Source organism: bacterium (assembly GCA_023150945.1).
Lineage (GTDB): Bacteria > Zhuqueibacterota > Zhuqueibacteria > Zhuqueibacterales > Zhuqueibacteraceae > Coneutiohabitans.
The window spans coordinates 100881-122173 of the sequence record JAKLJX010000020.1 but is presented as its reverse complement, the minus strand read 5'-3'; the positions used below and the strand labels follow the sequence as shown (position 1 = coordinate 122173).

The 21293-nt window shown below is 57.1% G+C and carries 19 protein-coding genes and 1 pseudogene; 6 read left to right on the top strand and 14 right to left on the bottom strand.

The features are described 5' to 3' along the window. Window positions 1–60: 60 nt before the first annotated feature. From L6R21_21925 to L6R21_21900, 6 genes are all read left to right on the top strand, one after another. Window positions 61–333 (top strand): hypothetical protein, encoded by a 273-nt coding sequence (locus L6R21_21925; GenBank protein ID MCK6561866.1) that lies wholly within the window; start codon window positions 61–63, stop codon window positions 331–333. A 14-nt stretch (window positions 334–347) separates the two neighbouring features. Then, window positions 348–1001 carry a hypothetical protein gene (locus L6R21_21920; protein ID MCK6561865.1) on the top strand — a complete coding sequence of 218 codons (654 nt, stop codon included), beginning with the start codon at window positions 348–350 and terminating at the stop codon, window positions 999–1001. A gap of 234 nt (window positions 1002–1235) precedes the next feature. After that, a complete protein-coding gene (locus L6R21_21915) occupies window positions 1236–1538 on the top strand; it encodes a hypothetical protein (GenBank protein ID MCK6561864.1) in 303 nt (100 codons plus the stop codon). Between the two features lie 397 nt (window positions 1539–1935). Then, window positions 1936–3717 carry a DUF4157 domain-containing protein gene (locus L6R21_21910; protein MCK6561863.1) on the top strand — a complete coding sequence of 594 codons (1782 nt, stop codon included), beginning with the start codon at window positions 1936–1938 and terminating at the stop codon, window positions 3715–3717. Window positions 3718–3729: 12 nt separating this feature from the next. Then, window positions 3730–4287 carry a hypothetical protein gene (locus L6R21_21905; GenBank protein ID MCK6561862.1) on the top strand — a complete coding sequence of 186 codons (558 nt, stop codon included), beginning with the start codon at window positions 3730–3732 and terminating at the stop codon, window positions 4285–4287. 27 nt (window positions 4288–4314) lie between these two features. Continuing rightward, entirely contained in the window at window positions 4315–5436 is a 1122-nt protein-coding gene (locus L6R21_21900) for a tail fiber domain-containing protein (protein MCK6561861.1), read from the top strand. A 419-nt stretch (window positions 5437–5855) separates the two neighbouring features. On the opposite strand, the pseudogene L6R21_21895 reads toward L6R21_21900, so the two are convergent. The 14 genes and pseudogenes from L6R21_21895 to L6R21_21830 all read right to left on the bottom strand — a co-directional run bounded on the left by L6R21_21895 (window position 5856) and on the right by L6R21_21830 (window position 21267). Further along, window positions 5856–6023, bottom strand: a pseudogene (locus L6R21_21895) (MFS transporter). A gap of 34 nt (window positions 6024–6057) precedes the next feature. Beyond that, on the bottom strand, window positions 6058–6582 hold the full coding sequence (locus tag L6R21_21890; GenBank protein MCK6561860.1) for a DUF421 domain-containing protein: 525 nt from the start codon (window positions 6580–6582) through the stop codon (window positions 6058–6060). A gap of 1 nt (window position 6583) precedes the next feature. After that, window positions 6584–7978 (bottom strand): virulence factor family protein, encoded by a 1395-nt coding sequence (locus L6R21_21885; protein MCK6561859.1) that lies wholly within the window; start codon window positions 7976–7978, stop codon window positions 6584–6586. After that, window positions 7975–9039: a flippase-like domain-containing protein gene (locus tag L6R21_21880; protein MCK6561858.1), complete on the bottom strand. Its 1065-nt coding sequence runs from the start codon at window positions 9037–9039 to the stop codon at window positions 7975–7977. Before L6R21_21880 ends, L6R21_21885 begins: the two co-directional genes overlap by 4 nt. Window positions 9040–9099: 60 nt before the next feature. Beyond that, window positions 9100–10749 (bottom strand): phosphatidylglycerol lysyltransferase domain-containing protein, encoded by a 1650-nt coding sequence (locus L6R21_21875; protein ID MCK6561857.1) that lies wholly within the window; start codon window positions 10747–10749, stop codon window positions 9100–9102. Window positions 10750–10783: 34 nt separating this feature from the next. After that, window positions 10784–11881 (bottom strand): PP2C family protein-serine/threonine phosphatase, encoded by a 1098-nt coding sequence (locus L6R21_21870; protein MCK6561856.1) that lies wholly within the window; start codon window positions 11879–11881, stop codon window positions 10784–10786. Window positions 11882–11998: 117 nt separating this feature from the next. Continuing rightward, the gene (locus L6R21_21865; GenBank protein MCK6561855.1) at window positions 11999–12481 is read right to left on the bottom strand and encodes a hypothetical protein; all 483 of its coding nucleotides are present in this window, start codon (window positions 12479–12481) and stop codon (window positions 11999–12001) included. Further along, window positions 12451–15525, bottom strand: a complete 3075-nt coding sequence (locus L6R21_21860; GenBank protein ID MCK6561854.1) for a peptidase S9 — start codon at window positions 15523–15525, stop codon at window positions 12451–12453. Before L6R21_21860 ends, L6R21_21865 begins: the two co-directional genes overlap by 31 nt. 139 nt (window positions 15526–15664) lie before the next feature. Beyond that, complete coding sequence (locus tag L6R21_21855) at window positions 15665–16054, bottom strand: DUF1634 domain-containing protein (protein ID MCK6561853.1); 390 nt, start codon at window positions 16052–16054, stop codon at window positions 15665–15667. Then, entirely contained in the window at window positions 16055–16891 is an 837-nt protein-coding gene (locus L6R21_21850; GenBank protein ID MCK6561852.1) for a sulfite exporter TauE/SafE family protein, read from the bottom strand. Window positions 16892–16931: 40 nt separating this feature from the next. Further along, on the bottom strand, window positions 16932–18311 hold the full coding sequence (gene mgtE, locus L6R21_21845; GenBank protein ID MCK6561851.1) for a magnesium transporter: 1380 nt from the start codon (window positions 18309–18311) through the stop codon (window positions 16932–16934). Between the two features lie 90 nt (window positions 18312–18401). Then, window positions 18402–19922 (bottom strand): DegQ family serine endoprotease, encoded by a 1521-nt coding sequence (locus tag L6R21_21840; protein ID MCK6561850.1) that lies wholly within the window; start codon window positions 19920–19922, stop codon window positions 18402–18404. Between the two features lie 93 nt (window positions 19923–20015). Continuing rightward, the gene (locus L6R21_21835) at window positions 20016–20480 is read right to left on the bottom strand and encodes a peptidoglycan-binding protein (protein ID MCK6561849.1); all 465 of its coding nucleotides are present in this window, start codon (window positions 20478–20480) and stop codon (window positions 20016–20018) included. 112 nt (window positions 20481–20592) lie between these two features. Continuing rightward, window positions 20593–21267 (bottom strand): opacity family porin, encoded by a 675-nt coding sequence (locus L6R21_21830; protein MCK6561848.1) that lies wholly within the window; start codon window positions 21265–21267, stop codon window positions 20593–20595. Window positions 21268–21293: the final 26 nt, after the last annotated feature.

The following is a 21293-nucleotide window of genomic DNA, read 5'->3' as shown; positions in this document are numbered from 1 at the left end:
AGCTCCATAAGGTCTCATGCCTCTTAATATAATCAAAAAACTGTCAATTTCCTATTACTTATGCAAAACTCAATAATTATTAAAGATCCAGAAAATAAAGTGAAAGATGACGGTTCTAAAGTAGAGGTAGTAGTTGAAGTAAAGAACTGGACGGGTTTCGAGAATTGGGAGGAGGAAAAGCAGTTGGCGCGTTTGACATTTCTCAGAAATCAGCTTTTAAAGTATAAAGCAAGTGGTAAGCCGGTTCAATTGGATTGGAAAGGGAATGTTCCGGAAAAGGTGAGGAGAGCTGTCGAACGAATTGGTGGTGTCAAGATTAATCCAATTGCCTAAGGGAAAGAGCTTATATGGCACTTGAGCAAGGAATAGCCGCTCGTTTATTGCATTCACAGGCATTAGAGACGAGAGGTTTTCTCCCTCTTTTTGAAATACTAAGTCGACTTGGAGTTCAATGCCGAGAGCCGGAAAGCAATACTGTAGTTGAGCCTATTAAATACTATCAGACTAATCCCCTCGAAGATTTTTACTCTCTCTCGGTTGACTCTCATCAGGTAGAAATGGGACTAAGTCGAACTAAAGGGCACATGTTCCTAAGCGCTAGTTTGGATTACCTGCAGGATGAAAGAAACGAAGATATGATTCAAGCCTTATGTCGACTACTAGACGCGCTGTTTCCCGCACTTGCATTTGCATTTGCCTATATCGACCTAGAGGGAGACCCTCCCCCTAAACTCTCGGCGGATATAGAAGCAACAAGGATTCGATGGCTCTTCTGGACTAACTATTTTGGAAAGTCCTACGTGGATAAGTTTGGAAAAGATTTCTTTCTTCATGCACCGGGCTGGCGTAATGAGGAGATGCGCAACGGTATAGTGAAATACGTGATAAGCCCAAGCCCCCGGATCAAAATGGATGCCACGACCAAGAAGGCGATTACGGCATACTTTGCGCAAGAGACCAAAGTAAAGATATACTCACGGGGGCAGTTTGGGTTCAAGTAGTCAGTTTGAAATCTCTGGAAATGGCCCGTGGAAATGCGAAACGAAGACCCACAGAAAGAACGAAGTCATTGTCGTTCTATTTGCGGCACGATAGAACAATCACCAAACTTGAAGGAGTCCACCATGCTCACGCCCTTCTGGAACAAAAAGTATATGCTGCGCCCGGTGGCACGCTGCAGCAGCGGCTGCCCACGTTAGTCGCAAGGGACTGAGGGCATTCCGGCCTCTCAAAAAATGAAACTGATCATTTACTTGTCCCTTGCGACGGCTTCAATTTCGTTTACGGTAACCGAGACCAAGGCCTTTTTGCCGCTGCGGGAATGGCTGAAGAAAAGAAGTCCATTCCTCGGGGAACTGGTGAGCTGCGGTTATTGCCTGGCTCACTGGGTGGCCTTTGTCTTGGTTGCCCTCTATCGTCCACGATTGTTCACGGCGTGGTGGCTGTTGGATTATTTTCTCACCGCCCTGGTAATTGCCTGGCTCAGCGCGTTTCAGTGGGTGGTTTTGTGCTGGCTCATGGCCAAGGCCGGGAAATGAGGCGTGGCAAAGCGGCATTCAGGCCACCGGATTTGCGCAGCAGCACCGCGGGTAGGATTCATCTTCTGAACGCAAACGAGAGACAGTAAAAGGTGTATCTCCAACCGATAGAAACAACCCAACTGATAAAGACTCCGCATCCGTTGGGTTGTTTCTATCGGTTGGAACAATCTTTGCTTTTTTCAGCGATTCACTCTTGAGAAAGCCAAAGCAGCATTTCGCGGTAAGCTGTGCAACGCAAGACCGAGCAAGTGTCATGAGAAACCCAAGAATTCAACGGTCGCAGAAGAAAGGCGCTGCCAAACCTGTTTCTGCCCAAAAGACGACGACACCGGCACGTGATCTGTCAGAAGCGACATTATCAACGCAGGGGGCAGTCGCCCGTGAGGGTGGCCAATTGGGCAGCTTCGAAGCGCATATCCTGCAGCAGACGATCGGCAACCGCGCCACCGGCCGGCTGATTCGGGCTAAGCTCAAAGTCGGCCAGCCGAACGATCAATACGAGCAAGAGGCCGATCGCGTCGCGGAGCAGGTTACCAACATGCCGGAGCCGGCAGGCGGGCGAGGCGCGGCCACTACCGGCGGCACCGTTCAGCGGGCCACAGCGATGGAGGAAGACAAACGCTTCGTCGGCCCGCATGAGAAATTCGACGGCCCTCACGAGGAAGACGAATCCATTCAACGCGCCGAGATGAAAGAGGAAGAACCGGTGCAGCGGCAAGCCGGCGAGGAAGAAGAAAGCGTACAGCGCCAAGCAGGTGATGATGAAAGTGAGCAGGTGAATCGCCAGCCGGTAAAGGATGAGGAGAAGAAGATTCAGCGTCAACCGGAAGAAGAAGAACCGGTGCAAGCCAAAGCCGCAAGCCGGCCAGCGCCCAGCATCACTCCGAAAGTTTCGGCGAACATTCACGCCATGAAAGGCAGCGGCCGGCCTCTGCCTGAAGCCACGCGCGCCGCATTCGAGCCGCGCTTTGGCTATGATTTCAGTCACGTGCGCGTGCATACTGACACGCCGGCAACCGAATCCGCGGCTGCCATTAAAGCTCGCGCGTTCACCGTGGGATCTGACATCGCCTTCGGCGCCGGTGAGTATGCGCCAGAATCTGCGGCCGGTCAAAAACTGCTGGCGCATGAGCTGACGCATGTCGTTCAGCAAGACGGCCAAATGGCAACACTGCGCAGCAAAGGCATTGACGTTCAGAAGACCGGCAGGCCGATGGTGCAGGGCGGGTTCTTCGGCAGTCTGTGGAAGGGAATCAAGAAAGTCGGCAAAGCCATTGGCAAAGGCGCGAAGGCCGTGGGCGGCGCAATTTGGAAAGGCGCGAAGGCGGTCGGTGGCGCCATTTGGAAAGGCGCAAAAGCGGTGGGCGGGGCGATCTGGAAGGGCGCAAAAGCGGTAGGCAAGTGGGGCTGGAATGTGCTCAAAGCCGGCGGCGCTTGGGTGTGGGATCTTTTCACGAAGGCGCCGCTGCGACTTTGGCGGATCATCGAACATCTCGGCAGCGGAGCGGTGGGCATTGTCAAATGGCTATGGCAGGGGATCAAAACCGTGCGCGGGATCAAGAGTTTCGCGCAGTGGATTTGGAGTGGCTTTCTCTCCGGTGCCGCCTGGGTCGGCAGGCTGATCACCAAACTGCTGGATGTGATCGGCCTCGGCGAGATCATGGATTTGCTTTGGCAAATCATCAAGTTCAACACGCGCACACTCTCCTCCACCGAAATCGCGGAGGCGAAGAAAGTGTTCGGCAGCAGCATCAGTTACTGGCAGGTGCGCATCGATGAGTATTCGTTGATCGCCTGGATCGGCTCCTTGTTCAGTGGCGGCGGCGGCATGGGGGTCACGACTTTTCACACCATCAATTTCAATCACAAAATCAAAACCGCGCCCGGCAACAGCGACATGGCCTGGCTGATTCATGAGTTGACTCACGTCTCGCAATACGAACACGTCGGCAGCCAGTACATGGGTGAAGCGCTGCATGCGCAAGCCACCGGCGGCTACGGCTATGGCGGCGAGCCGGCTCTGCTGGCGGCTTTCGCAGCAGGCAAGCATTTGCGCGACTTCAATCGCGAGCAGCAAGGCGATATTGCGCGCGATTTCTATCTCGCACTCACCTCCGGCCGGCCCACGACCGCGTACGATCCGTTCATTGTGGAACTGCGCGCCGGCAAGCTCTGACAAGGAAACGCTATGACAAAACGCATTCGAATACCGGCATTAGGCAGAATCCTTCTGATTGTTGCTCTGTTGCCATTGTTGGGGCTAAGCTGCGACAAGAACTACTATCCCACGGTCGGGCCCTTGCGCTTGCCGCTCGCTATGCCGCCCACCCACGTGTTGAAAATAGCCGGCGTGGAGTCGGTATTCCCGATTTTGCAGCAACTCGATCTTTCCCGGCCGGCAAACGAACCGCCGGCAGCGATCATTTTTTTTGTGACTCAGGAAATGCCCAGTACCGAACAACTGATGAAGCTCCGGCCGGCGCCACTGGATTCTTTGCGTGCAACGGGACTCACGGTGAGCCCCATTGGTGAAGTGGAAGGCTATGGCCGTTTTGCCGGATATGCGCAATGGCCCGCAGGAAAAACCGGGACGGTATGCACGGTGCCCGATATTCCGGTTTTTGTGGAGGGGTGGCTGCTCTATGCCGTCGCTAGCCCGTTGCCGGAATGGGTCGAGGTCACGCTGCATTTCAGCCGTCTCAATCTGCCGGAGCCGCCGGCGGTGACCGTGCTGCCGCTGCAGTAAAAGATTCACCGCGAAAGGAACAGTCCGATGGCTGAATTTGAAAAGCTTCTGAAAACTGTTTTTTACTATCCTGATGCCAATAGCATCGCCATGGCAACAAAAGGAAAAGAGCGATTGCGTATCGATGGCGATGGGCATTTTGGCTTTGGGACCCGCCAAAATAATCAAGAAACCGTGAGAATCCAGGGAGAGACGAGTGATGCGTCCAAGCTGGCGCTGCTTATCAACAACGCGGCGCAAAATAGTCTTTTGGCGGTGCGCAATGACGGTAATGTCGGCATCGGCACCAGTACTCCGACGTACCGCCTCGAGGTCAATGGCAGCTTCCATGCCAGCGGCGAAATCACTGCCAATACCATTCGTACTGCAGGTGGCAGCCTTGGCCTTCATGGTGAACTCACGACTAACGGCAACATCACTGTCAACGGTAATATTGCAGCTAATGGCAATATCTCCGCAGGCGGAAATATTGCTGCCAACGGCAGCCTTAATTACGGCCAGCTTGCAAAGCTGGAAGTGGCAGACAACTTCACTGCCACCATTCGTGCCGCTGATTTACTGTTGGGCCATTCCTCCCGCCGCGGTAGTCTTGGGTTCTCACCTGGCCGTGCGCTGGTGGATTTGAGGCGCGAACTGCACCTCAACTATGCCGCCGACTGGCCAGACGGCATCAGGTATTACGGCGCCCTGCTTTCAGCCTGCACGCGGGAATTGAAGGAAAACATCGAAGAATTCTCTAACGAGGAAGCAGCCGCCATTTTGGCGAATTTGAATCCGGTCAAATTTAACCTCAAGGCAGATGACAGAAAGGCGCCGCATCTCGGCTTTGTCGCCGAAGACTCTCCCGATCTTGTGACCAGCGCGGACAAGAAAGCGGTCAATCATGATCACATCATCGCAGTTTTGACCAAGATGGTGAAAGAGCAGGGCAAGGCGATTGCATCCTTGACCGAGAGTGTGACGCTGCTGCAAACCGCATTCAGAAAGTTCGTCGAGGATGCCGCTCAGCAGCCACCTTCAAGGCCGCGGCAGGTCACTTCTTCTCGAAAGGCCAGCGAGCAAGTCACACCTGGCAAGACGGTGCTCGCCAAGCCCAAGCGCAGCGCCGCCGGTCCCAAAGGCCTTCCGACGCGACGGCGCAAGCCCTGAGAAAACTGGACAGGATTGACACGATTTGGTTTCATTCTGCGAAGATGGCCCATTCGCCCTCCAACTTGTTCTTTATTCCTTTGCGCCGCTCTGCCAGCAAGGGGACAGGGGACAAGGAGACAGACTGGGCGTTCGTGTGATGGTGATGCGGTTGTTCATTACGGTTTTGGTGAGCGTGCTCATGCGCGTGCATGCCCGCGGGCGTGTTCGGCTGGCGTTTTCGCCGGCATTCTGCGTGTCTCCCGGATTGCTTGTGCTTCTGCTGCCGGGTAGCCAGTCAACGGGCTGAATTTCTTCATTCCGCAATTCGTGGAAATCGACGCGGCTCGCGATTTCGATTTTTCCCATTTCACGCCCATGGCAAAGCGCCGAATTTTTCCGGAAAACATCGGCGATGCCCAGTCCCGGCAGTCCCGCCGCGCCGATTCCATCAAACGATAGACCAGCCAGCTCGAGGCGACGCGCGTCAACCGCGTGCCGATCAACGAGACGCTTTGGCCGCCGTGGAAGAGACGATAATTGCGATGCCGCAAGGCGCGGAGAATCCGCTGCAAGCTGCTTTCATCATCACACCGGCCTGCATTCATCCCGATCATCCCTTCAAAAAGTTCCTGCAGAGAATCAGTCTGCTTTTCGATCCAGAAACCGCATGCGATGATGCGGCCGCGCGACCGCCGGCATCTCGTCGTTCCTGAGCACGCTGATGGCGCCGTCGATTTCGAGCACCGCGAGCGAAACCTCGGCGACATTGGCAATGCCGTGCTCACGCAGCGCCTGCTGCAGGTCGTCGCTGGTGAGCTTTTCTTTTGCGAGATTTTGGCGCAGCATCTCGCCGTGGCGAATGAGCAGCGTCGGCGTGCCTTCAACCAGGCGGCGTATTTTGCGGTTGCGCCACGCCACGCGTGTCGCCGCCGCATTCATGGCCAAAAGCGTTGCGGCGGCCACAACTCCGCCGAGCAGCGAAGTGTCGGGCCCGGTCATGGCGTTTTGCACCGCATTCGCCAGCAGGATGAGCATGGCGAGGTCCAACGGCATCATCTGCCCGACCTCGCGTTTGCCGGTGAGGCGCAGGCCCGTCAAAATGATGAGGTAGATCACTGCCGTGCGCAGCGCAATTTCAACGAACGGTGGAAAGGCGATTCTCATATTATTGTACCTCTCTCAAGATTTCCTCCGCCACCGGCGCATAGTTGCCGCCCAAGCGGTGACCGCCTTTTCTTACCACGGTCTTCACCAGACGCGGCGCAAGTTTCTGACAAAGACTGTCTTTTTCTTCATCACCGCAAAAACAAAGCATTCTCATATTATGCAGCTTCTCGATCTCCGGTTGCACCATAAAACGGGGGCGCGGCTCGGCGTCCCCCAGCCAGTTCGCGAGATGAAACTCGAACTGGGCTGTTGCGCTCGGTCCGAGAAAAACGAGCAATTCCACTTTGGCGCGCAACTCGTCCGGCAGCCGGTTGACCACAAAAGGAAGCACGTCCGCGCCGAAGGAATAACCGATGAGTATCAATTTCTCCTTTTTCCACGCGGACAAATAATGGCGCAGCAGGCGTTCCACATCGTTGGCTGTTCCCTCCGGCGTGCGTTTCGTCCAGAAGTATTTAAGTGAGTTCAACCCGACCACTGGAATGCCGTGTGCGGCCAGGGTGTTGCTCAATCCTTTGTCCGTCACGCCCCAGCCGCCGTCACCGGTGATATGAAGGGCCATGAGATTTCCGCCGTCACCGCCGCACGGAACCTCGATGAGTGGCAAATCTTGCAGCGCTCGTTCATGCGGCCCCGGCTCGCTTTCGCTTTTCATTGCGAGGCGTGCGAATGCCTGCTTGAATTGGGGCATCCAATTCTTTTGCACGGAAAAACCATGCCCGACCTTCGGCAGCATCACAAGCTCACCCTGTTTGACTTGCTTGACGTATTTTGCCGTAGAGTCGGAATTGCAGACTTGGTCGCTGGTTCCCTGCAAAGCGATCCAGGGGACCTCAAGATTGGCAGCCGGCAGAAAGCTGAAGCCTTTGCCTTTGCGACCGGACTGCCATTCCAAACCACTGCCTTTGCATAGTGGTTTGCTGAGCGGCAAGTCCGGACAGAAGCCAAGGCTGATGGCGCCGCCAAAAGTGGTGGACGGCGCCTGCACCAGCGTTGCATAGACCAGCGTGGCGCCGGAAGAATATCCCACCAACACCGGCGTCACGTAGCGCGGGTAGCCGAGTTGCTTCTGCACAAACTGGCTGAGCGCTTCGAAATCCGCTGCGGGATAAGCGCACTGGTCATCGGCGCCTTCGAGTTGTCGGAGATAATGGGTAATATCAACGCCAACAACAAGCGCATCGAGATGCGCCAGCGCTTGCGCCATATCGATCACGCCCAAATTCCAGCCGCCGTCGCCGGAAACGAAGAGCACAACGTGCGCCGGCTGCGGCTTTTCGCGATAGAGAAAGACTTTGCCGAAGCGGCCGAAACGCAGGGAATCTTCCGTGCGAGCGAGGCTGAGGTTGGCCAGAAGAGAAGCAATGCCAATGAACAGGAGAATGCGTTTCATTTTTCGTCCGCAGATAATCTATTTTTTGTTTTGCTCATTATCCCGCCGATCTCGCCGCGAATCGTCGCCAAAGTCATTCCGGATTGGCTAATTGCGAGCAAGCCGAGCAGCCACAGCGGGATCGTCAACACGATGAACACCACCACCGAAAAAGCGGTGGCCAGCGTTTTATCAATGCCAAAGAGCTGCAGGCCGACGACGGTGAAGAATTGATAGGTGCCGATATTGGAAGGCGCGTTGGGAATCGCGGTGCCGATGTGCACGATGAGCAGCACCACCGCGCCCGCCCAAAACGACAACTGCAGGCCGCACGCCCGCATGACCAGCCAGAAGGCGATGATCTGAAAAACGAGAATGAAAGCCGAGACCAGCATGGCGACATAAGAGAAACGCGAAGCGCCAATACTGCGCACCTCGTTCGCTAAATGTTCGACGAATCTTGTTATTGTACGCAGCGGTTTCCAGGCGGAGATTTTTTTCTCACTGCGCACGCGAGGTTTGCCGAAAACCAGGTAGACGAACAAACTGATTGCCATCAAAACGAGGACGCCCAGGATTTCTTCGGCCGCGAGGAGATCGTGGGGCAATGGCACGAAGAAGGCCGCGACGCCAATGGCGAGCGCCAACCAGACGCCGTCAAATAAACGCTCGACAGCCATCGACGGGATGACGGATACAAACGCCGCCGGCAGCCAGCGCGAAACCAAATAGGCACGCACCAGTTCGCCGACGCGCAAAGGCACAATCTCGTTTGTGAAGAGTCCGGCGTAGATCGCCTGCGTCGTTCGCATGGAGGAAATTTTTCCGAGCGAGCGCAGCAGCAGCTCCCACCGCAGACCCTGGCAGTAATAGCTCAAAATATCAAAGAAGATCGCAACGCCAATCAACCACCAGTTGAGGTGTGTGAAGCTGTGCCAAAGCCGTCTGGCGTGAATGTCGTGAAAGACCCACACCAGGCAAACTGCGGCGATGAAATAGCCCAACGCTTGTTTGAGCCATGGGGACCCGCGTTTGGTCACGGCAGTGGGACTGGTGGTCAATTCGAGGGCGGGCTGATTCATGGCAAGACCTTGCGCGACGCGCGACATAAGCCGGCAGCATGTTCTGTACTCACTGCCTGCTCAATTCTCAATTTCCGCCACTTTGCTGAGCGCCACGCCCAGTCTCGGCAAGTCGAGCAGGCTGCGCAGCACGTCATAGCGCGGCTCCCAAAAGTCGGCGAACTTGGCTTTGTATTGGCGCAAGCCGGTGTAGCTGAACAGAAAATTCAAATGCTGGAAGAAATAATGTATGGCGCGCTCTTCCGGCGTGGCTTCCTCGCGTTCTTGAAAGCCGGACATGGGCGCCATGCCCAGATTGAAGCGCGTGAAGCCTTGTTCTTTGGCATGCTGAAAGACTTTCACAAACAAATAATCCATGACGCCGTTCGGTGCGTGTACCCGCCGGCGCATCAAATCCACGGTGCTCTCGCCGCGCGCAAAGGAGGGAATGATATTGACGAATGCGAGAATCTTTTCATCTTTGTCCGCTGCCGCCAGCACCGGTGTGGAACGCAGATAATTTGGCTCAAAAAGCCCCAGGGTGAAGCGCCGCTCGCGCCGGCCGGGCGTCTGCAGCCATTCATCCGAAACTTCCCGCAATTGGACAATTATTTCATCCGCCAGCGGCGGCGCGTAATGCACGGCGTGCACGCCGGATTTTTCCAGCCGATTGACGGCCTGGCGCATTTCCTTCCTGACGTTTCCCGCCAACGAAAACGCAGTCAAATCCACGATGGCATCGTCGCCGATCTTGAGTCTGCGAAAACCGAGCTTCTGGTAGAGCGATAAAAAATCCGGTGAGGTTTGATGAAAGGCCAGGTGCCAATCATTCTCCTGGCAGAATTCCGTGAACGCACGAATCGTGTGCTCCATCTCTGCTTCCGGTCCGGTGGGATCGCCGAGCGCGATCGCGAAATTGGCGCCGACACGATAGGCCACGAAGCTGTTCGGTGATCCGCCGAAGAAAATCGATTTGTCCGGCCACGATTTGAAATAGTCGAGCGAGGAACGGCCATACGCGCGCACGATCTCCGCCGCGCGCTCGCGTTCATGCGGCGCGGTGCGAAAACGATAAAGCACCGGACGGAACAAGGCAACCAGTGAATAGCCCATGGCGGTGAGCGTGATCAATTGCAGCGAATCCAGAAACCAGCGGGCATAATGCGTGTGCGGCTTAAGTTGCGGATCGGGATTGAGCGACAAATATTCGAGCGTGCGATGGATGGCATCGTTCCAGTGGAAATTGATGCCGAATTCATGCGGTTCTAATAGCCAAAAGCCCAGAACGCCGTAGGCGAAGGCCGCAATCACGGCAATGCCAAAACGCAACAAGCCCCAGCGCAGATCGGGCATGCTGCTCCTCACCGTAAAAATCTTGCGCGCGAACGTCAACGCCACGACGAGTACAAGTGACAGCGTCGCTTCTTCGTAGTCGAGGCCCTTGGTGAGGTGAAACACGATCGCGGCGCTGGCCAGCAGCAGCACACTCCACCAAGCGCGCTGCTTGCGTTTGTAAACGTTGAGCGAAGAGATGATCAACGCGAAGCCGATGAGCACGGTTAAGAAACGCGAGAGATGCAGAAATTCGAGCGGAAAAATTCTTATCAAGATGGCTGTGCGCTCCGGCAGGCTGGGGCCGATGACGGAATAAAGATTCAATACACCGCTGCCGAGCGTGACCAGGGTGACGACCCCAATCGTCCAGGACCGCGCTTTGAGATGATTTTGCATGATTTCATCATTCACTGCAGCCACGTTAAGCATTTCACACCACTGCCAGCACCACCAGCGTCAGATCATCCGAATACCGGCTTTGGCAGAATTCGGCGGCGGCACGAATCACGCGTTCCTTCAGGCCCGCGGCGTCAAGCTGGCGGTGTTCGCGCAGCAGGTGCAGCAATCGCTGCTCGCCGAATGCTTGCTCTTTGAAACTGGTGCATTCGATCAAGCCGTCCGTGAACAGCACCAACCGGTCGCCGGCGGCGAGTCGGATTTCGCCGGTTTGATATTGGCGATTTGCCTCCAATCCCAGCGGTATTCCGCCCAGGTCGAGGCGGGTCCAAGTGCCATCACGATGCAAGAGAATGGGCTGATTGTGTCCGGCATTGACATAAACCAGGCTGCGGCTTTCGGTGTCGAGCAGGGCATAGAAAAAGGTGATGAAGTTACCATCCGCGACGTTGCCGCACACCAGCCGGTTCAGTTTTTTGCAAAGTGCGGCCGGGTCTGTGTTGTGAGCGGCGAGCAGCTTGACGGCGGCTTGCAAATTCGACATCAGCAGCGCCGCCGGCAGGCCGTGGCCGGAGACATCAGCGATGCACAGCCCCAAGGCGTGTTCATTGAGCGGCAAGACATCGAAATAATCTCCGGCAACAGTGTCTGCCGGCTGCCACGCCGTGGCGATTTCATAGCCGGGAATTTGTGGAACCTGCCTGGGCAGCAGGCCGAGCTGGATTTTTCGCGCCATGCGTTTTTCCCGTTGCACGGCCTCCTGCAAACCCGCCAGCAGGAAAGTGAAGAGCAGGAAGAAGCCGAAGATGCCGAGGGTATTCCAGGTCGAAAAGATTGGATGCAAATGGGAGGGCGAAGCCAGCACGTCGGCCAGCAGCCAGGCCGCCGCGCTCATCAACGAAATCACGGCGCCGGCCGCTTTCCCGACAAACCACGCCACAAAAAAGATCGGGATGAGATAGAAAATCGAGAACGTCAATTCGACGCCGGTCGCGTAATCCAGGCCAAAAATCACCGCCACCATGAGATAACCAAGGGTGAGCAGCTTCATATGCGATTGCCGGCTGAAATACGCGAGCAGGCTATTCAGTTTTTCACGAAAGTTCTGCTCCATTTGATCAAGTAAACCCATAAGCAATCCATCGTGTCATTGACTCGCCCGGGCAAACCAAGTGGCCATTGCAAAACCATCCCTCCCGCGTGAGCGGGAGGAACGAGTTGTTGTTGTTTGCCGGCAGTGGCGCGGCAATCACTTGGCTTTTGCATGCCAGTCGACCAGCAACGCATTGGGCGGCACCGGCTGGGTCACGTCAATGCCATGCGACGTTTTGAGAAACTCACGGAATTTGACGGCCCAAGGCTTCTGCGAAGTGGCCAGGCTTTGAAATGCTTTGGCCGGATCCTTGACCTCGAAGCTGGCGACTGCAAAATCTCCCTGCGGCGTGTGCTGTAACCAAACTTGCTCACGCGAAATCCCCGCCGCCAGGAAGACCTCGTCGTGCTCCTGGTTGTTGACGATCATCTCTTTATTCCACTTCTTCATTTGTTCCAATCCGCCGGGCAGGATCGGTGCGAAAAAGCAATAGTTCGCCATCGTGCATGCCTCCTGAGTGATGAGGGTGCCGTTATCCCGCAAGGTGGATGAACGAAGGGATTGGCTTGGCCTGCCTTGCCAGGCTGCAGCTTTCCAATCTGCGTGTATCAAAACCCCGCGGTAAAATTGAACTGCCAAAACCATCCTTTTTGCGGTCGATCCACCGGATTGACGTAATCAGCTTCCACCACGGCGTAGCCCAACAAATTGAGACGGGCCGTGGCGCCATAGCTCCGCACCGCATCGCGACCGCCGCCCAAGAAGCTGGCTTTGTCCTTTCTCGTCCACGCCCAGCCCGCGTCATAAAACACGCCGGTTTCAATGGGAAAAACGCCGTAGAATCCCGGGCCCAAGTGGAGCAAGCCGAGCAAGGGGAAGCGCACTTCGAAATTGGCAATGGCCAGGCGCGAGCCGATGAGCCGATCAAACACCGGGCTGTCAAAAGTCGTATCCGAGGTGGCAACAAATTCATTCGTGTTGAAAGAGTTGCTGCCGTAGCCGCGCACCAAGCCGGGATAGCCGAGGAACAGCGGCGTGAGCCGGCCGTCTTCCGCATCTTTGCCGTAGCGGCCAAAATGCAGCAATCTGCCGGCGACTGTGATCGGTTTGATCAGCATGAAATAGCGGCGATAATCCGCGAGCAGCGTGTTCATCGCGATCGTGCCGATGGTCGGAGAGAAATCGAGGCGATAACTTTGCCCGAGCAGCGGACTGGTGGCGCCGAACACCGAGGAGTCATACACCAGTGCCAGGTCGGTGTTGGCAAGATAAAGCGCACTGGGCGCGGGCAGCTTGTGCGTGTCGTCGATGACCTTTTGGCCGGCATCATACGAAAATGCCCGCGTGCGCAACTGCTCGGAGAAACTGATACGCTGCATGCCCACGGAAAATTCCACCCGCTGCGTCCGGCTGAGCGGATAGGCCAGTAAACCAGCGATTTCCTGATTGAGCTGGCGAGAGCGCAGTTCTTCCTGCACGTCGAGCACGTCGCCATTGTTGCCCGGCGCGTAGAACTCGCCGCTCTGGCTGATGATGTACGGAATCTGCTGCAGCACCACGCCCCAATTCAACCGGTGGGTCGTGTTGGTGTATCCGAGCTGACCGGCAAAATCTCTGAACGCGCCATCGATCTGCGCCTGCGTGACCAAACCGAGCGTGTGATTGCCGAGCATGTCGCTCCACAAAAATGAAATGCCGCCGCCCAAAAACGCGCCGTAACTGTCGTAGCCGGCAGCCAAAGTGGGCTGGCCAATATAGGCCAGCCGCAACTTGGAACTGTAATTGACCACGCGCTCCGTGCTCGTATCGGATAATCCCATCGTCGCATTGTGCAGAACCGAATCGAGTTTGGTGGCAACGCGCGCCATGGGCGGCAACTCCGCGGGGTTGGCGTCATCGGCAGATTGCGCTGCCGGCTTGCCGGCCAGCACTTCCGGCGCGTCCACGGTATAGATGTTGTATTTGCCGTCCTCGAACACGCTGAAAGCAAGTCGATTGGTCTTCTGCGCCACTGAAAGTGCCGGACTCGAGGGCGTAATGCCGCTCACGCCGGTGTAAAGATTGGTCACTCGAAAAAGACTGCCGCTCGCCAGCTCGACGCGATAGATATTCGAAACGCCGTTTTGGTCCGAAATGAAGTAGATACTTTTGCCGTCCGGCGACCATTGCGGGTTGAGGTGCTTGCCTTCTGAGAACCCGGGCACTTGGGAAATGTTGCCGGTCGCCACGTCATACAGCGCCAGGCGATAATTGCCTGCTCGCAAAAGGTTGAGATCGGCAGTGAAACGATCGGTGGCAAAGACGATCTGCTTGCCGTCCGGTGACCACGCCGGATGCAAATCCGAATAAAGATCATTCGTCACGCGCTGCAAGCTGTCGGCTTGCAGATCATAGATGAAAATATCGCTCATGCCGTTGGCCAAAGCCGAAAAGGCAATGCGCCGCCCCTCCGGCGACCAGGTCGGATTGAAAACTTCGCCGAGCTGCGGCAGGCGGATTTCGCGGCTGATTTTGTCCTTTTTCACGTCGAGCACGCCGAGGCCGGGCCGGCCTTTGGTGACGAGCGCAAAAGCAATGCGGTCGCCGTTTGCGTCCCAAGCGCCGGCCGAGCTGATGAATTCCAGACTCTCCAAATGCGGATTCCGTTCGGCGCGCAGAATATTGCGCTTGATCTTGCCGGTTTCCGCATCGGCGAGAAACAGGTCGATGGCGAACAAGCCTTTTTCCGAAAAGAAGATCACATTTTTGCCGTCGGGACTTAACACCGGGCCGACGTTAAGCTCGCTGCCGCCCCGTTTCTTGCTGATGATCTGCTTACCGTATTTCTCCGGCGCTTCCGTGGTTTTCAGCAGCGGGTCGTAGGCCGCATGCAGCGCTTTGTGCCAATCATTCGCCAACGTATCCGGCCCGACATGCAGCACCTGGCGAATGGCGCGCTCGAGGTTTCCCGATTTGCCGGACTCTTTCAGCAAGTTGTCGATTTTGTCATCACCCCAGCGCCCGGCGATATAAGCCAGCAGCGCCTGACCGTAGCGATACGGAAAAAAGCGCGAATCGTCGAGCTGCCGGTATGATGGCAGCCGCTTTTCGGATTTGACGGCATCGCGCATCCACATCGCGGTGTTGGGGTCATTAGGGCCGAGCGACAGAAATTCCGCCATGCCTTCGATAAACCACAACGGCAATTGCAGGCCAACGTCGGAGCGAAACCTGCCGCCGGTATTCACGCCGGTGATGTCGTATTGAAACGCATGCACCAGCTCATGGCCGATGACGTGATCGGTCTCGGCAATCGGCCCGGCAAACGGCAGCACGACGCGGCGCTGCAACGCTTCGGTGACGCCGCCGGTGCCCTCGCCGATTTCGCCGCTAACGGCGTTGGTTTGCTGAAATTGGGGAGAGCTGGCGTAAAGCAAAATGGGCTGGCGGCCGCTCAGCTCGTGCTGCAAAATGAATTTGTGCCGCGCGTACCAGCGTTCGGCCATGCGCGCCGCCTGCTGCGCAGCTTCCCTTTCTTCGGGATAGAAATAAACATCGAAATGGTCGGTCTGGAGAATTTCGAATTTGAAGTTTTCATACTGCACGCGGTTTTGGCCGAAGTATTGGGCTTCCGCGCGGCGCACCAACGTTGTGCTTAACACCAAAAGCGCGGTCAAGAAAGAATGAAAGCAAAATGATCGCATGGCGTGGGCTCCTTTCCCAGGTTTGAGCCCTTTCTGATATAGTGAAACTGCTTTGTCCGGCCCGCTCCGCTTTCGGGCCTGATACTGATCCGCGGACCACCACGCTGCGCCGCACCTCCTCCGGCTGCCCGCCGGCGGCTCACAGCGACATGCCGAACAGGCTGAAGAGGAGCGCCGCCAGGACGATGAGGCTGATCAAAGAGTACAAACGGTCGTGGAGCCACAAGAAGGCCAGCAGGGCAAAGACCACACGAAACACGGGCGTGGCAATCAGGAGCAACATGCCCGCCAGAATGATCCCCCGGCCTCTGATCTGCATGGCGTTGTGCAGAATGCCGTCGGCGGTCCGCAAGTCTTTGGGCTCGCCTTGAAAGAAATGGTAGTCCGGCACCTCTGTGCCATGGCGATACAGAAAGAGGGCTGCGCCGGCCAGCGCCACCAAAGCGGCCAGCAGTACGCCGGTGCGCAGCAGATTGCCGATGATTTGCTCCATGCGGTGCTCGCCGGCTGATTGCCTCAGTTGTTCCATTTAGAAGCGTCCTCCAATTCCCTTGATGATCATTTGCACCGCCAGCGCCAGAACAATGGCGCTGAACAGCAAGCGCAGCCACCGGGTTTGGGCATAAACCAGCACGCGCGCGCCCAGCAGCGAACCGGCCAGGACGCCGAGCATCACCGGCATCGCCAGGCCCGGCTCGAGGTAGCCGCGCTGGAGATAGACACCGGCACTCGCCGCGGCCGTGACGCCGATCATGAAGTTGCTCGTCGTGGTGGAGACTTTGAACGGTAGGCGCATCGCCTGGTCCATTGCCAGCACTTTCACCGCGCCGGAGCCGATGCCGAGCAAACCGGAGAGCGTGCCGGCGATGAACATCAGGCTGAATCCCTGCGGCACATGATAGACATTGTACCGTACCGATTGCTCCGGACCGGGATAACTGCCATTCAACTTCAGCCACGTGGCGATGCGATCCGGCGGTGTTTGGCTTTGGTCATGACGGCGCGGGCGTTGCGATAGGTAAGCAGAAAATATCAAGACGACGCCAAAGATCACGGCAATGAGGTTCGCCGACAATACCGCGGCCAGGTGAGCGCCCAGCAGCGCGCCGAAAGTGGTGGCGATCTCCAGGAACATGCCGACGCGAATATTCGACAAGCCGTCTTTCACATACGCCGCCGCGGCACCCGACGAGGTGGCGATCACGGAAATCAGCGAGGCGCCGATGGCGTAGCGAATGTCAACGCCGAATCCCAGCGTCAGCATGGGAATGAGCACGACACCCCCGCCCAATCCGGTGAGCGCCCCCAGGAATCCCGCCAACAGGGAGCCGGCGCAAACGGCAGAGGTCAGTTCAAGGAGATTCATCATTGCTCAATTGACTTTTTTGTGCCCGCATGGCCTTTGCCTAAAGCAAAGTGCCGTGCAAGACAACCAGTGCGAGGGAAAAGTATATCACCAATCCGGTGACATCGACCAGGGTGGCGACGAACGGCGCGGAAGACGCGGCCGGGTCAAAGCCCAATCGTCGCATGACAAATGGCAGCATCGAGCCGGTGAGCGAGCCCCAGGTGACAACGCCGACCAGGCTCAGGGCAACGGTTGCCGCCACGAGCAAATAGTGCGGCCCGTAAAGGGTGGCATGGCGCGGCCAGGAAACGATGCGCACGAAGGCTATCGTGCCGAGTATCGCACCGAGTGCAAGGCCGGTGAAGAATTCACGGCGCATCACGCGCCACCACTGGCGCAGTCGAACTTCCTCCAGCGCCATGGCGCGGATGATGAGCGAGGCCGCTTGCGAGCCGGAATTGCCGCCGCTGCTGATGATGAGCGGAATGAACAACGCCAACACCACGGCACGAGCGATTTCGTGTTCGAAATAGCCCATGGCCGTTGCCGTCAGCATTTCGCCAAGAAACAAGGCCGTGAGCCATCCGGCGCGTTTTTTTATCATGCGCAAGAAGCCGATGCGCAAATAAGGCTCATCGAGCGCTTCGACCGCCGCCATTTTGTGTATATCTTCCGTTGCTTCCTTCTCGACCACGTCGATGATGTCATCGACCGTGACGATGCCGATGAGCACGCCGTCGGAATCCGTCACCGGCAGAGCGACGCGATCGTATTTTTGCATGAGCTTCGCCGCCGCCTCCCGGTCGGCATAAGCCGAGAGCGCCACGTAGCGATAATCCATGACGGTGGCCACTGCTTCCGACGGATCGGCAAGAATCAGTTTCCGCAGGCGCAAATCGTCGATGAGCTTGCCGTGATGGTCAACGACGTAGATCATGTTGATGGTTTCGGCATCCTTGCCGTAGTGGCGAATGTGTTCCACCGCCCGGCCGATCGTCCACTCCGGCCGGATCGCGACGTATTCCGGCGTCATCAGCCGGCCGACGCTTTGTTCGGGATAGCCGAGCAGTTGGCGCGTCTTGCTCAGCTCCTCCGCAGAAAGCAGGCCGAGCAGTTGCTGCGTCACCTGCGCCGGCAGCTCGCCAAAGAGCTTGGTGCGATCATCCGGCGCCGATTCCTCCAGCAATTGCCGGACGTGCTCCGTCGTCAAGCTTTGCAACAGGCGATGTTGCTCCGGCAGGGGGAGATGGGCAAAAACTTCCGCGGCTCTGCCGCGCGGGAGAAGCCGGAACAACAGCGGCTGCTCTTTCTCCGGCAGGCTCAACAGCAGGTCTGCGGCCTCCGGCACTTCCCACTCCGCCATCCCGTCTTTCAAACCGGTGTAGTCTTTGTTGCGGAGTAGCTCATCGATGTCAGGGCCGAGCAGCTCTTTGAGCATTGGCACGATCTCCTCAGAAAACTCACATTCCCGTGAAGATTTTGGGAGCATTCAAGAACCATGGGGACTTTGGGTGCGACTACAAGCGCGCTACGGTAACTGCAGCGCTACGTAGAAAGTGTTTTGTCCCCGGCGTACCAGCAGCGCCACGCTTTCACCGTTGCGCAGGCTCGCAAGCATGCGGTTGAAGTCTCGAGCCGAGGTTACGGCGACACGGTTGATCTCCTTGATCAAATCGCCCTGTTGCAATCCGGCCTCCTCCGCCGGGCTGCCCGGCGCAACCTCCGTCACCATGACGCCGTGCTCGCGCTGATAACCCAATTGCTGCGCGATATCCGGCGTCAAATTTTGAATTGTCAGGCCGAGCTTTTTGCTGGTTTGTGCCTCCGGTTGTTGCGCTTCCGGCTGCTGCTCGCGGCCGCCACGCCCTCTCGGGCGCTCGCCCAGGATCACTTTGACCTGCAGCTCGCGGCCGTCGCGCAACAATGAAATCTTCACCGAAGTTCCCGGCGCTGTTTGCGCGACCAGATTGCGCAACGCGGTACTGTTCTTCACCTGCTCGCCGTTGAATGTGGTAATGAAGTCACCGCGCTTGATGCCGCCCCGGTCCGCCGGCCCGTCCGGGGTCACGTCTCCCACCAGCGCGCCTTCCGTGCGCTTCAACCTCAACGCCTTCGCCAAATTCTCATCAATATCCTGCGGCATGAGCGCGAGATAGCCGCGCGTGATCTTGCCCTGCTTCATGAGCTGATCCATGACGTTTCTCGCCATGTTGACCGGAATCGCGAAGCCGATGCCGACGTTGCCGCCGGAGGGACTGCTGATGGCGGTATTGATGCCGATGACATTGCCGTCCAAATCCGCGAGCGCGCCGCCGCTGTTGCCGGGATTGATCGAAGCATCGGTTTGAATGAAATCTTCGTAATCCGCCAAACCGACATTCGAGCGCCCCTTCGCGCTGATAATGCCGGCGGTCACGGTGTGCAGAAGCTGAAAGGGATTGCCGACGGCAATGACCCATTGCCCGACTTTGACGTTGTCAGAATTACCCAAAGTGACCGCAGGCAGGTTCTTCGCCTCGATTTTGATCACCGCCACATCGGTCTGGGGATCAGTGCCAATGACCCTGGCCGAATATTTCTTCTGATCGGACATGACCACCGTCAGTTTCTCGGCGCCGTCAACCACATGATTATTGGTTAAGATGAAACCGTCGCTGCTCACAATTACGCCTGAGCCCAACCCGCGCACCGTCTGCTTCTGATCACCCTGCGGAATCTGGCCGAAGAAGTGTTTGAAGAAATCGTCGCCAAAAAAATCGCGGAAAGGATCCTCCGGCGAGCCGAAGGGACTGGCGACCTGCACTTCTTGCTCGGAAAAGATCGGCACGACTGAAACACTGACCTTATCCGCGGCGCTTTCGAAGAGATCACTCAACTGACCGGCGAGCGCGCGCGCCGCCGAGGGAGACGAGTTTTGCGACAAACTGTCCGGCTTGCTGCGGCCGGCACTGACCGGCGTCCACTCCAGACTGGAGGCGATGAGGAGTCCGCCTGCGAGTCCGGCAACCAGCGCGATCAGAACGAACAATGGAGGTTTATGCCTTTTCACGAGATCAGTACTCCGCAATTGGCAAAAAGGGCGACGCTCTTCGCCAGCCGTCGCCCTCATTGGTTCTGCACCTTTCATCCGCAACCAGCATCATCAGTTCTGCTGCGTGTCGGATTTGTGGGTGGCTGCTTTGGTTTTGGAAGCAGCCGGCGGTTTCCCATCCTCCGGATGCGTCATCGCCGGCGCCGCCGTCGGCATGCTCGCGGCCGGATGAGATACGCCGAGCTTGTCCAGCGTTTCCGCATTGGGCTCGCCGGTCACTTTCAGCTTGTTGTCCTGCTGATACCGCCGTAACGCCGCCTTGGTCGCCGTGTCGAGCATGCCGTTGGCCTTGCCGTGGTAGGCTTTGGCAGCGATCAAGGCGTTTTGCAGCGCGGTCATTTCCTCCTTGGTAAGCTTGAGCGGGGCCGTCGTGGCCCTTATGCGCTTGTGCTCGGCTTTGGCCGGCGCTGTCATCTGTTGCTTGGCCATGGGCTTGGTGGCTTGCTGGGCAAAACCGGTGGCGGCCAGGCTCAACACCAGAACCGCGGCGGCGGCAAAAGAGATGATGCGTTTCATAATGCTTCCTCATGTGAAAGTGGATTGTAACGGTTCGAGTTGGCGGGCGCTTGGGGCGGGCGAGTTGCAGCGCCCGCCCCGCCGGAGCCGGCTCATTCCTGCTGGCACCAGCTCAGCGCCCGAAAGGGAAATGATAGGCCAAACCGAGACCATAACTCAGCAGCCCCTGATTGCCAAAGCCGGCCTCGGCGCCGAACTTGTCATCGTCTTTTGAGAACAGGTAATGATAACGGGCGCCGCCGTTGATCGAGAGATGATCGGACAACCGATACGCCAGGCCGGCATTCCCATTGAGGCCGAAGCTGGTCTTTTCGAACTTGTTGCCGTTTGCCAGCTTCACGACGCTGCCGGAGAGGCCGTCATCGGTCAACCGGAATGGATAGAGGCCAATGCCCGCGCCGAGGTAAGGCTGGAAGCGCGCCGAAGACGCAATCAGGTTCGCGAAGTTGTACAAACCGGCAAGCGTGATCTGATGCACGACGAACGCCGGAGTTTTCTGGTTTTCGCTGCGATACGGTTCGTCAACATTCTGCCAGCTCAACTCATACCCGGCTTGGATGCCGGCGCTGCGTAGCGGAAAATACTGCCAGGCGATTCCAAAACTCGCGCCGGTTTGCAGAAAGTCCGTGGACTTCACGGCATTCGAAAAGTGGCCGCTCACCGAGCTGACGCCATTGCCCCAAAGATCGAGGTTGAATCGCGACGACCCGATTTCACCGGCCTGCAGATTCGACCTGAAGCCCAGCAGAGAGACGGCGCTCAACAGCAGGAGCATGTTCCTCTTCATGATTTGACCTCCTAGATGGTTTGTGA

Excerpts from the sequence above, each read along its gene's own strand:
- L6R21_21850 (MCK6561852.1), bottom strand. The coding sequence starts at position 16,891 with ATGAATCTCCTTGAACTGACCTCTGCCGTTTGCGCCGGCTCCCTGTTG.
- L6R21_21855 (MCK6561853.1), bottom strand. The coding sequence starts at position 16,054 with ATGGAACAACTGAGGCAATCAGCCGGCGAGCACCGCATGGAGCAAATC.
- L6R21_21885 (MCK6561859.1), bottom strand. The coding sequence starts at position 7,978 with ATGAAACGCATTCTCCTGTTCATTGGCATTGCTTCTCTTCTGGCCAAC.
- L6R21_21920 (MCK6561865.1), top strand. The coding sequence starts at position 348 with ATGGCACTTGAGCAAGGAATAGCCGCTCGTTTATTGCATTCACAGGCA.
- L6R21_21905 (MCK6561862.1), top strand. The coding sequence starts at position 3,730 with ATGACAAAACGCATTCGAATACCGGCATTAGGCAGAATCCTTCTGATT.
- L6R21_21860 (MCK6561854.1), bottom strand. The coding sequence starts at position 15,525 with ATGCGATCATTTTGCTTTCATTCTTTCTTGACCGCGCTTTTGGTGTTA.
- L6R21_21835 (MCK6561849.1), bottom strand. The coding sequence starts at position 20,480 with ATGAAACGCATCATCTCTTTTGCCGCCGCCGCGGTTCTGGTGTTGAGC.
- L6R21_21915 (MCK6561864.1), top strand. The coding sequence starts at position 1,236 with ATGAAACTGATCATTTACTTGTCCCTTGCGACGGCTTCAATTTCGTTT.
- L6R21_21925 (MCK6561866.1), top strand. The coding sequence starts at position 61 with ATGCAAAACTCAATAATTATTAAAGATCCAGAAAATAAAGTGAAAGAT.
- L6R21_21830 (MCK6561848.1), bottom strand. The coding sequence starts at position 21,267 with ATGAAGAGGAACATGCTCCTGCTGTTGAGCGCCGTCTCTCTGCTGGGC.
- L6R21_21900 (MCK6561861.1), top strand. The coding sequence starts at position 4,315 with ATGGCTGAATTTGAAAAGCTTCTGAAAACTGTTTTTTACTATCCTGAT.
- L6R21_21875 (MCK6561857.1), bottom strand. The coding sequence starts at position 10,749 with ATGCAAAATCATCTCAAAGCGCGGTCCTGGACGATTGGGGTCGTCACC.
- mgtE (MCK6561851.1), bottom strand. The coding sequence starts at position 18,311 with ATGCTCAAAGAGCTGCTCGGCCCTGACATCGATGAGCTACTCCGCAAC.
- L6R21_21870 (MCK6561856.1), bottom strand. The coding sequence starts at position 11,881 with ATGGGTTTACTTGATCAAATGGAGCAGAACTTTCGTGAAAAACTGAAT.
- L6R21_21890 (MCK6561860.1), bottom strand. The coding sequence starts at position 6,582 with ATGAGAATCGCCTTTCCACCGTTCGTTGAAATTGCGCTGCGCACGGCA.
- L6R21_21880 (MCK6561858.1), bottom strand. The coding sequence starts at position 9,039 with ATGAATCAGCCCGCCCTCGAATTGACCACCAGTCCCACTGCCGTGACC.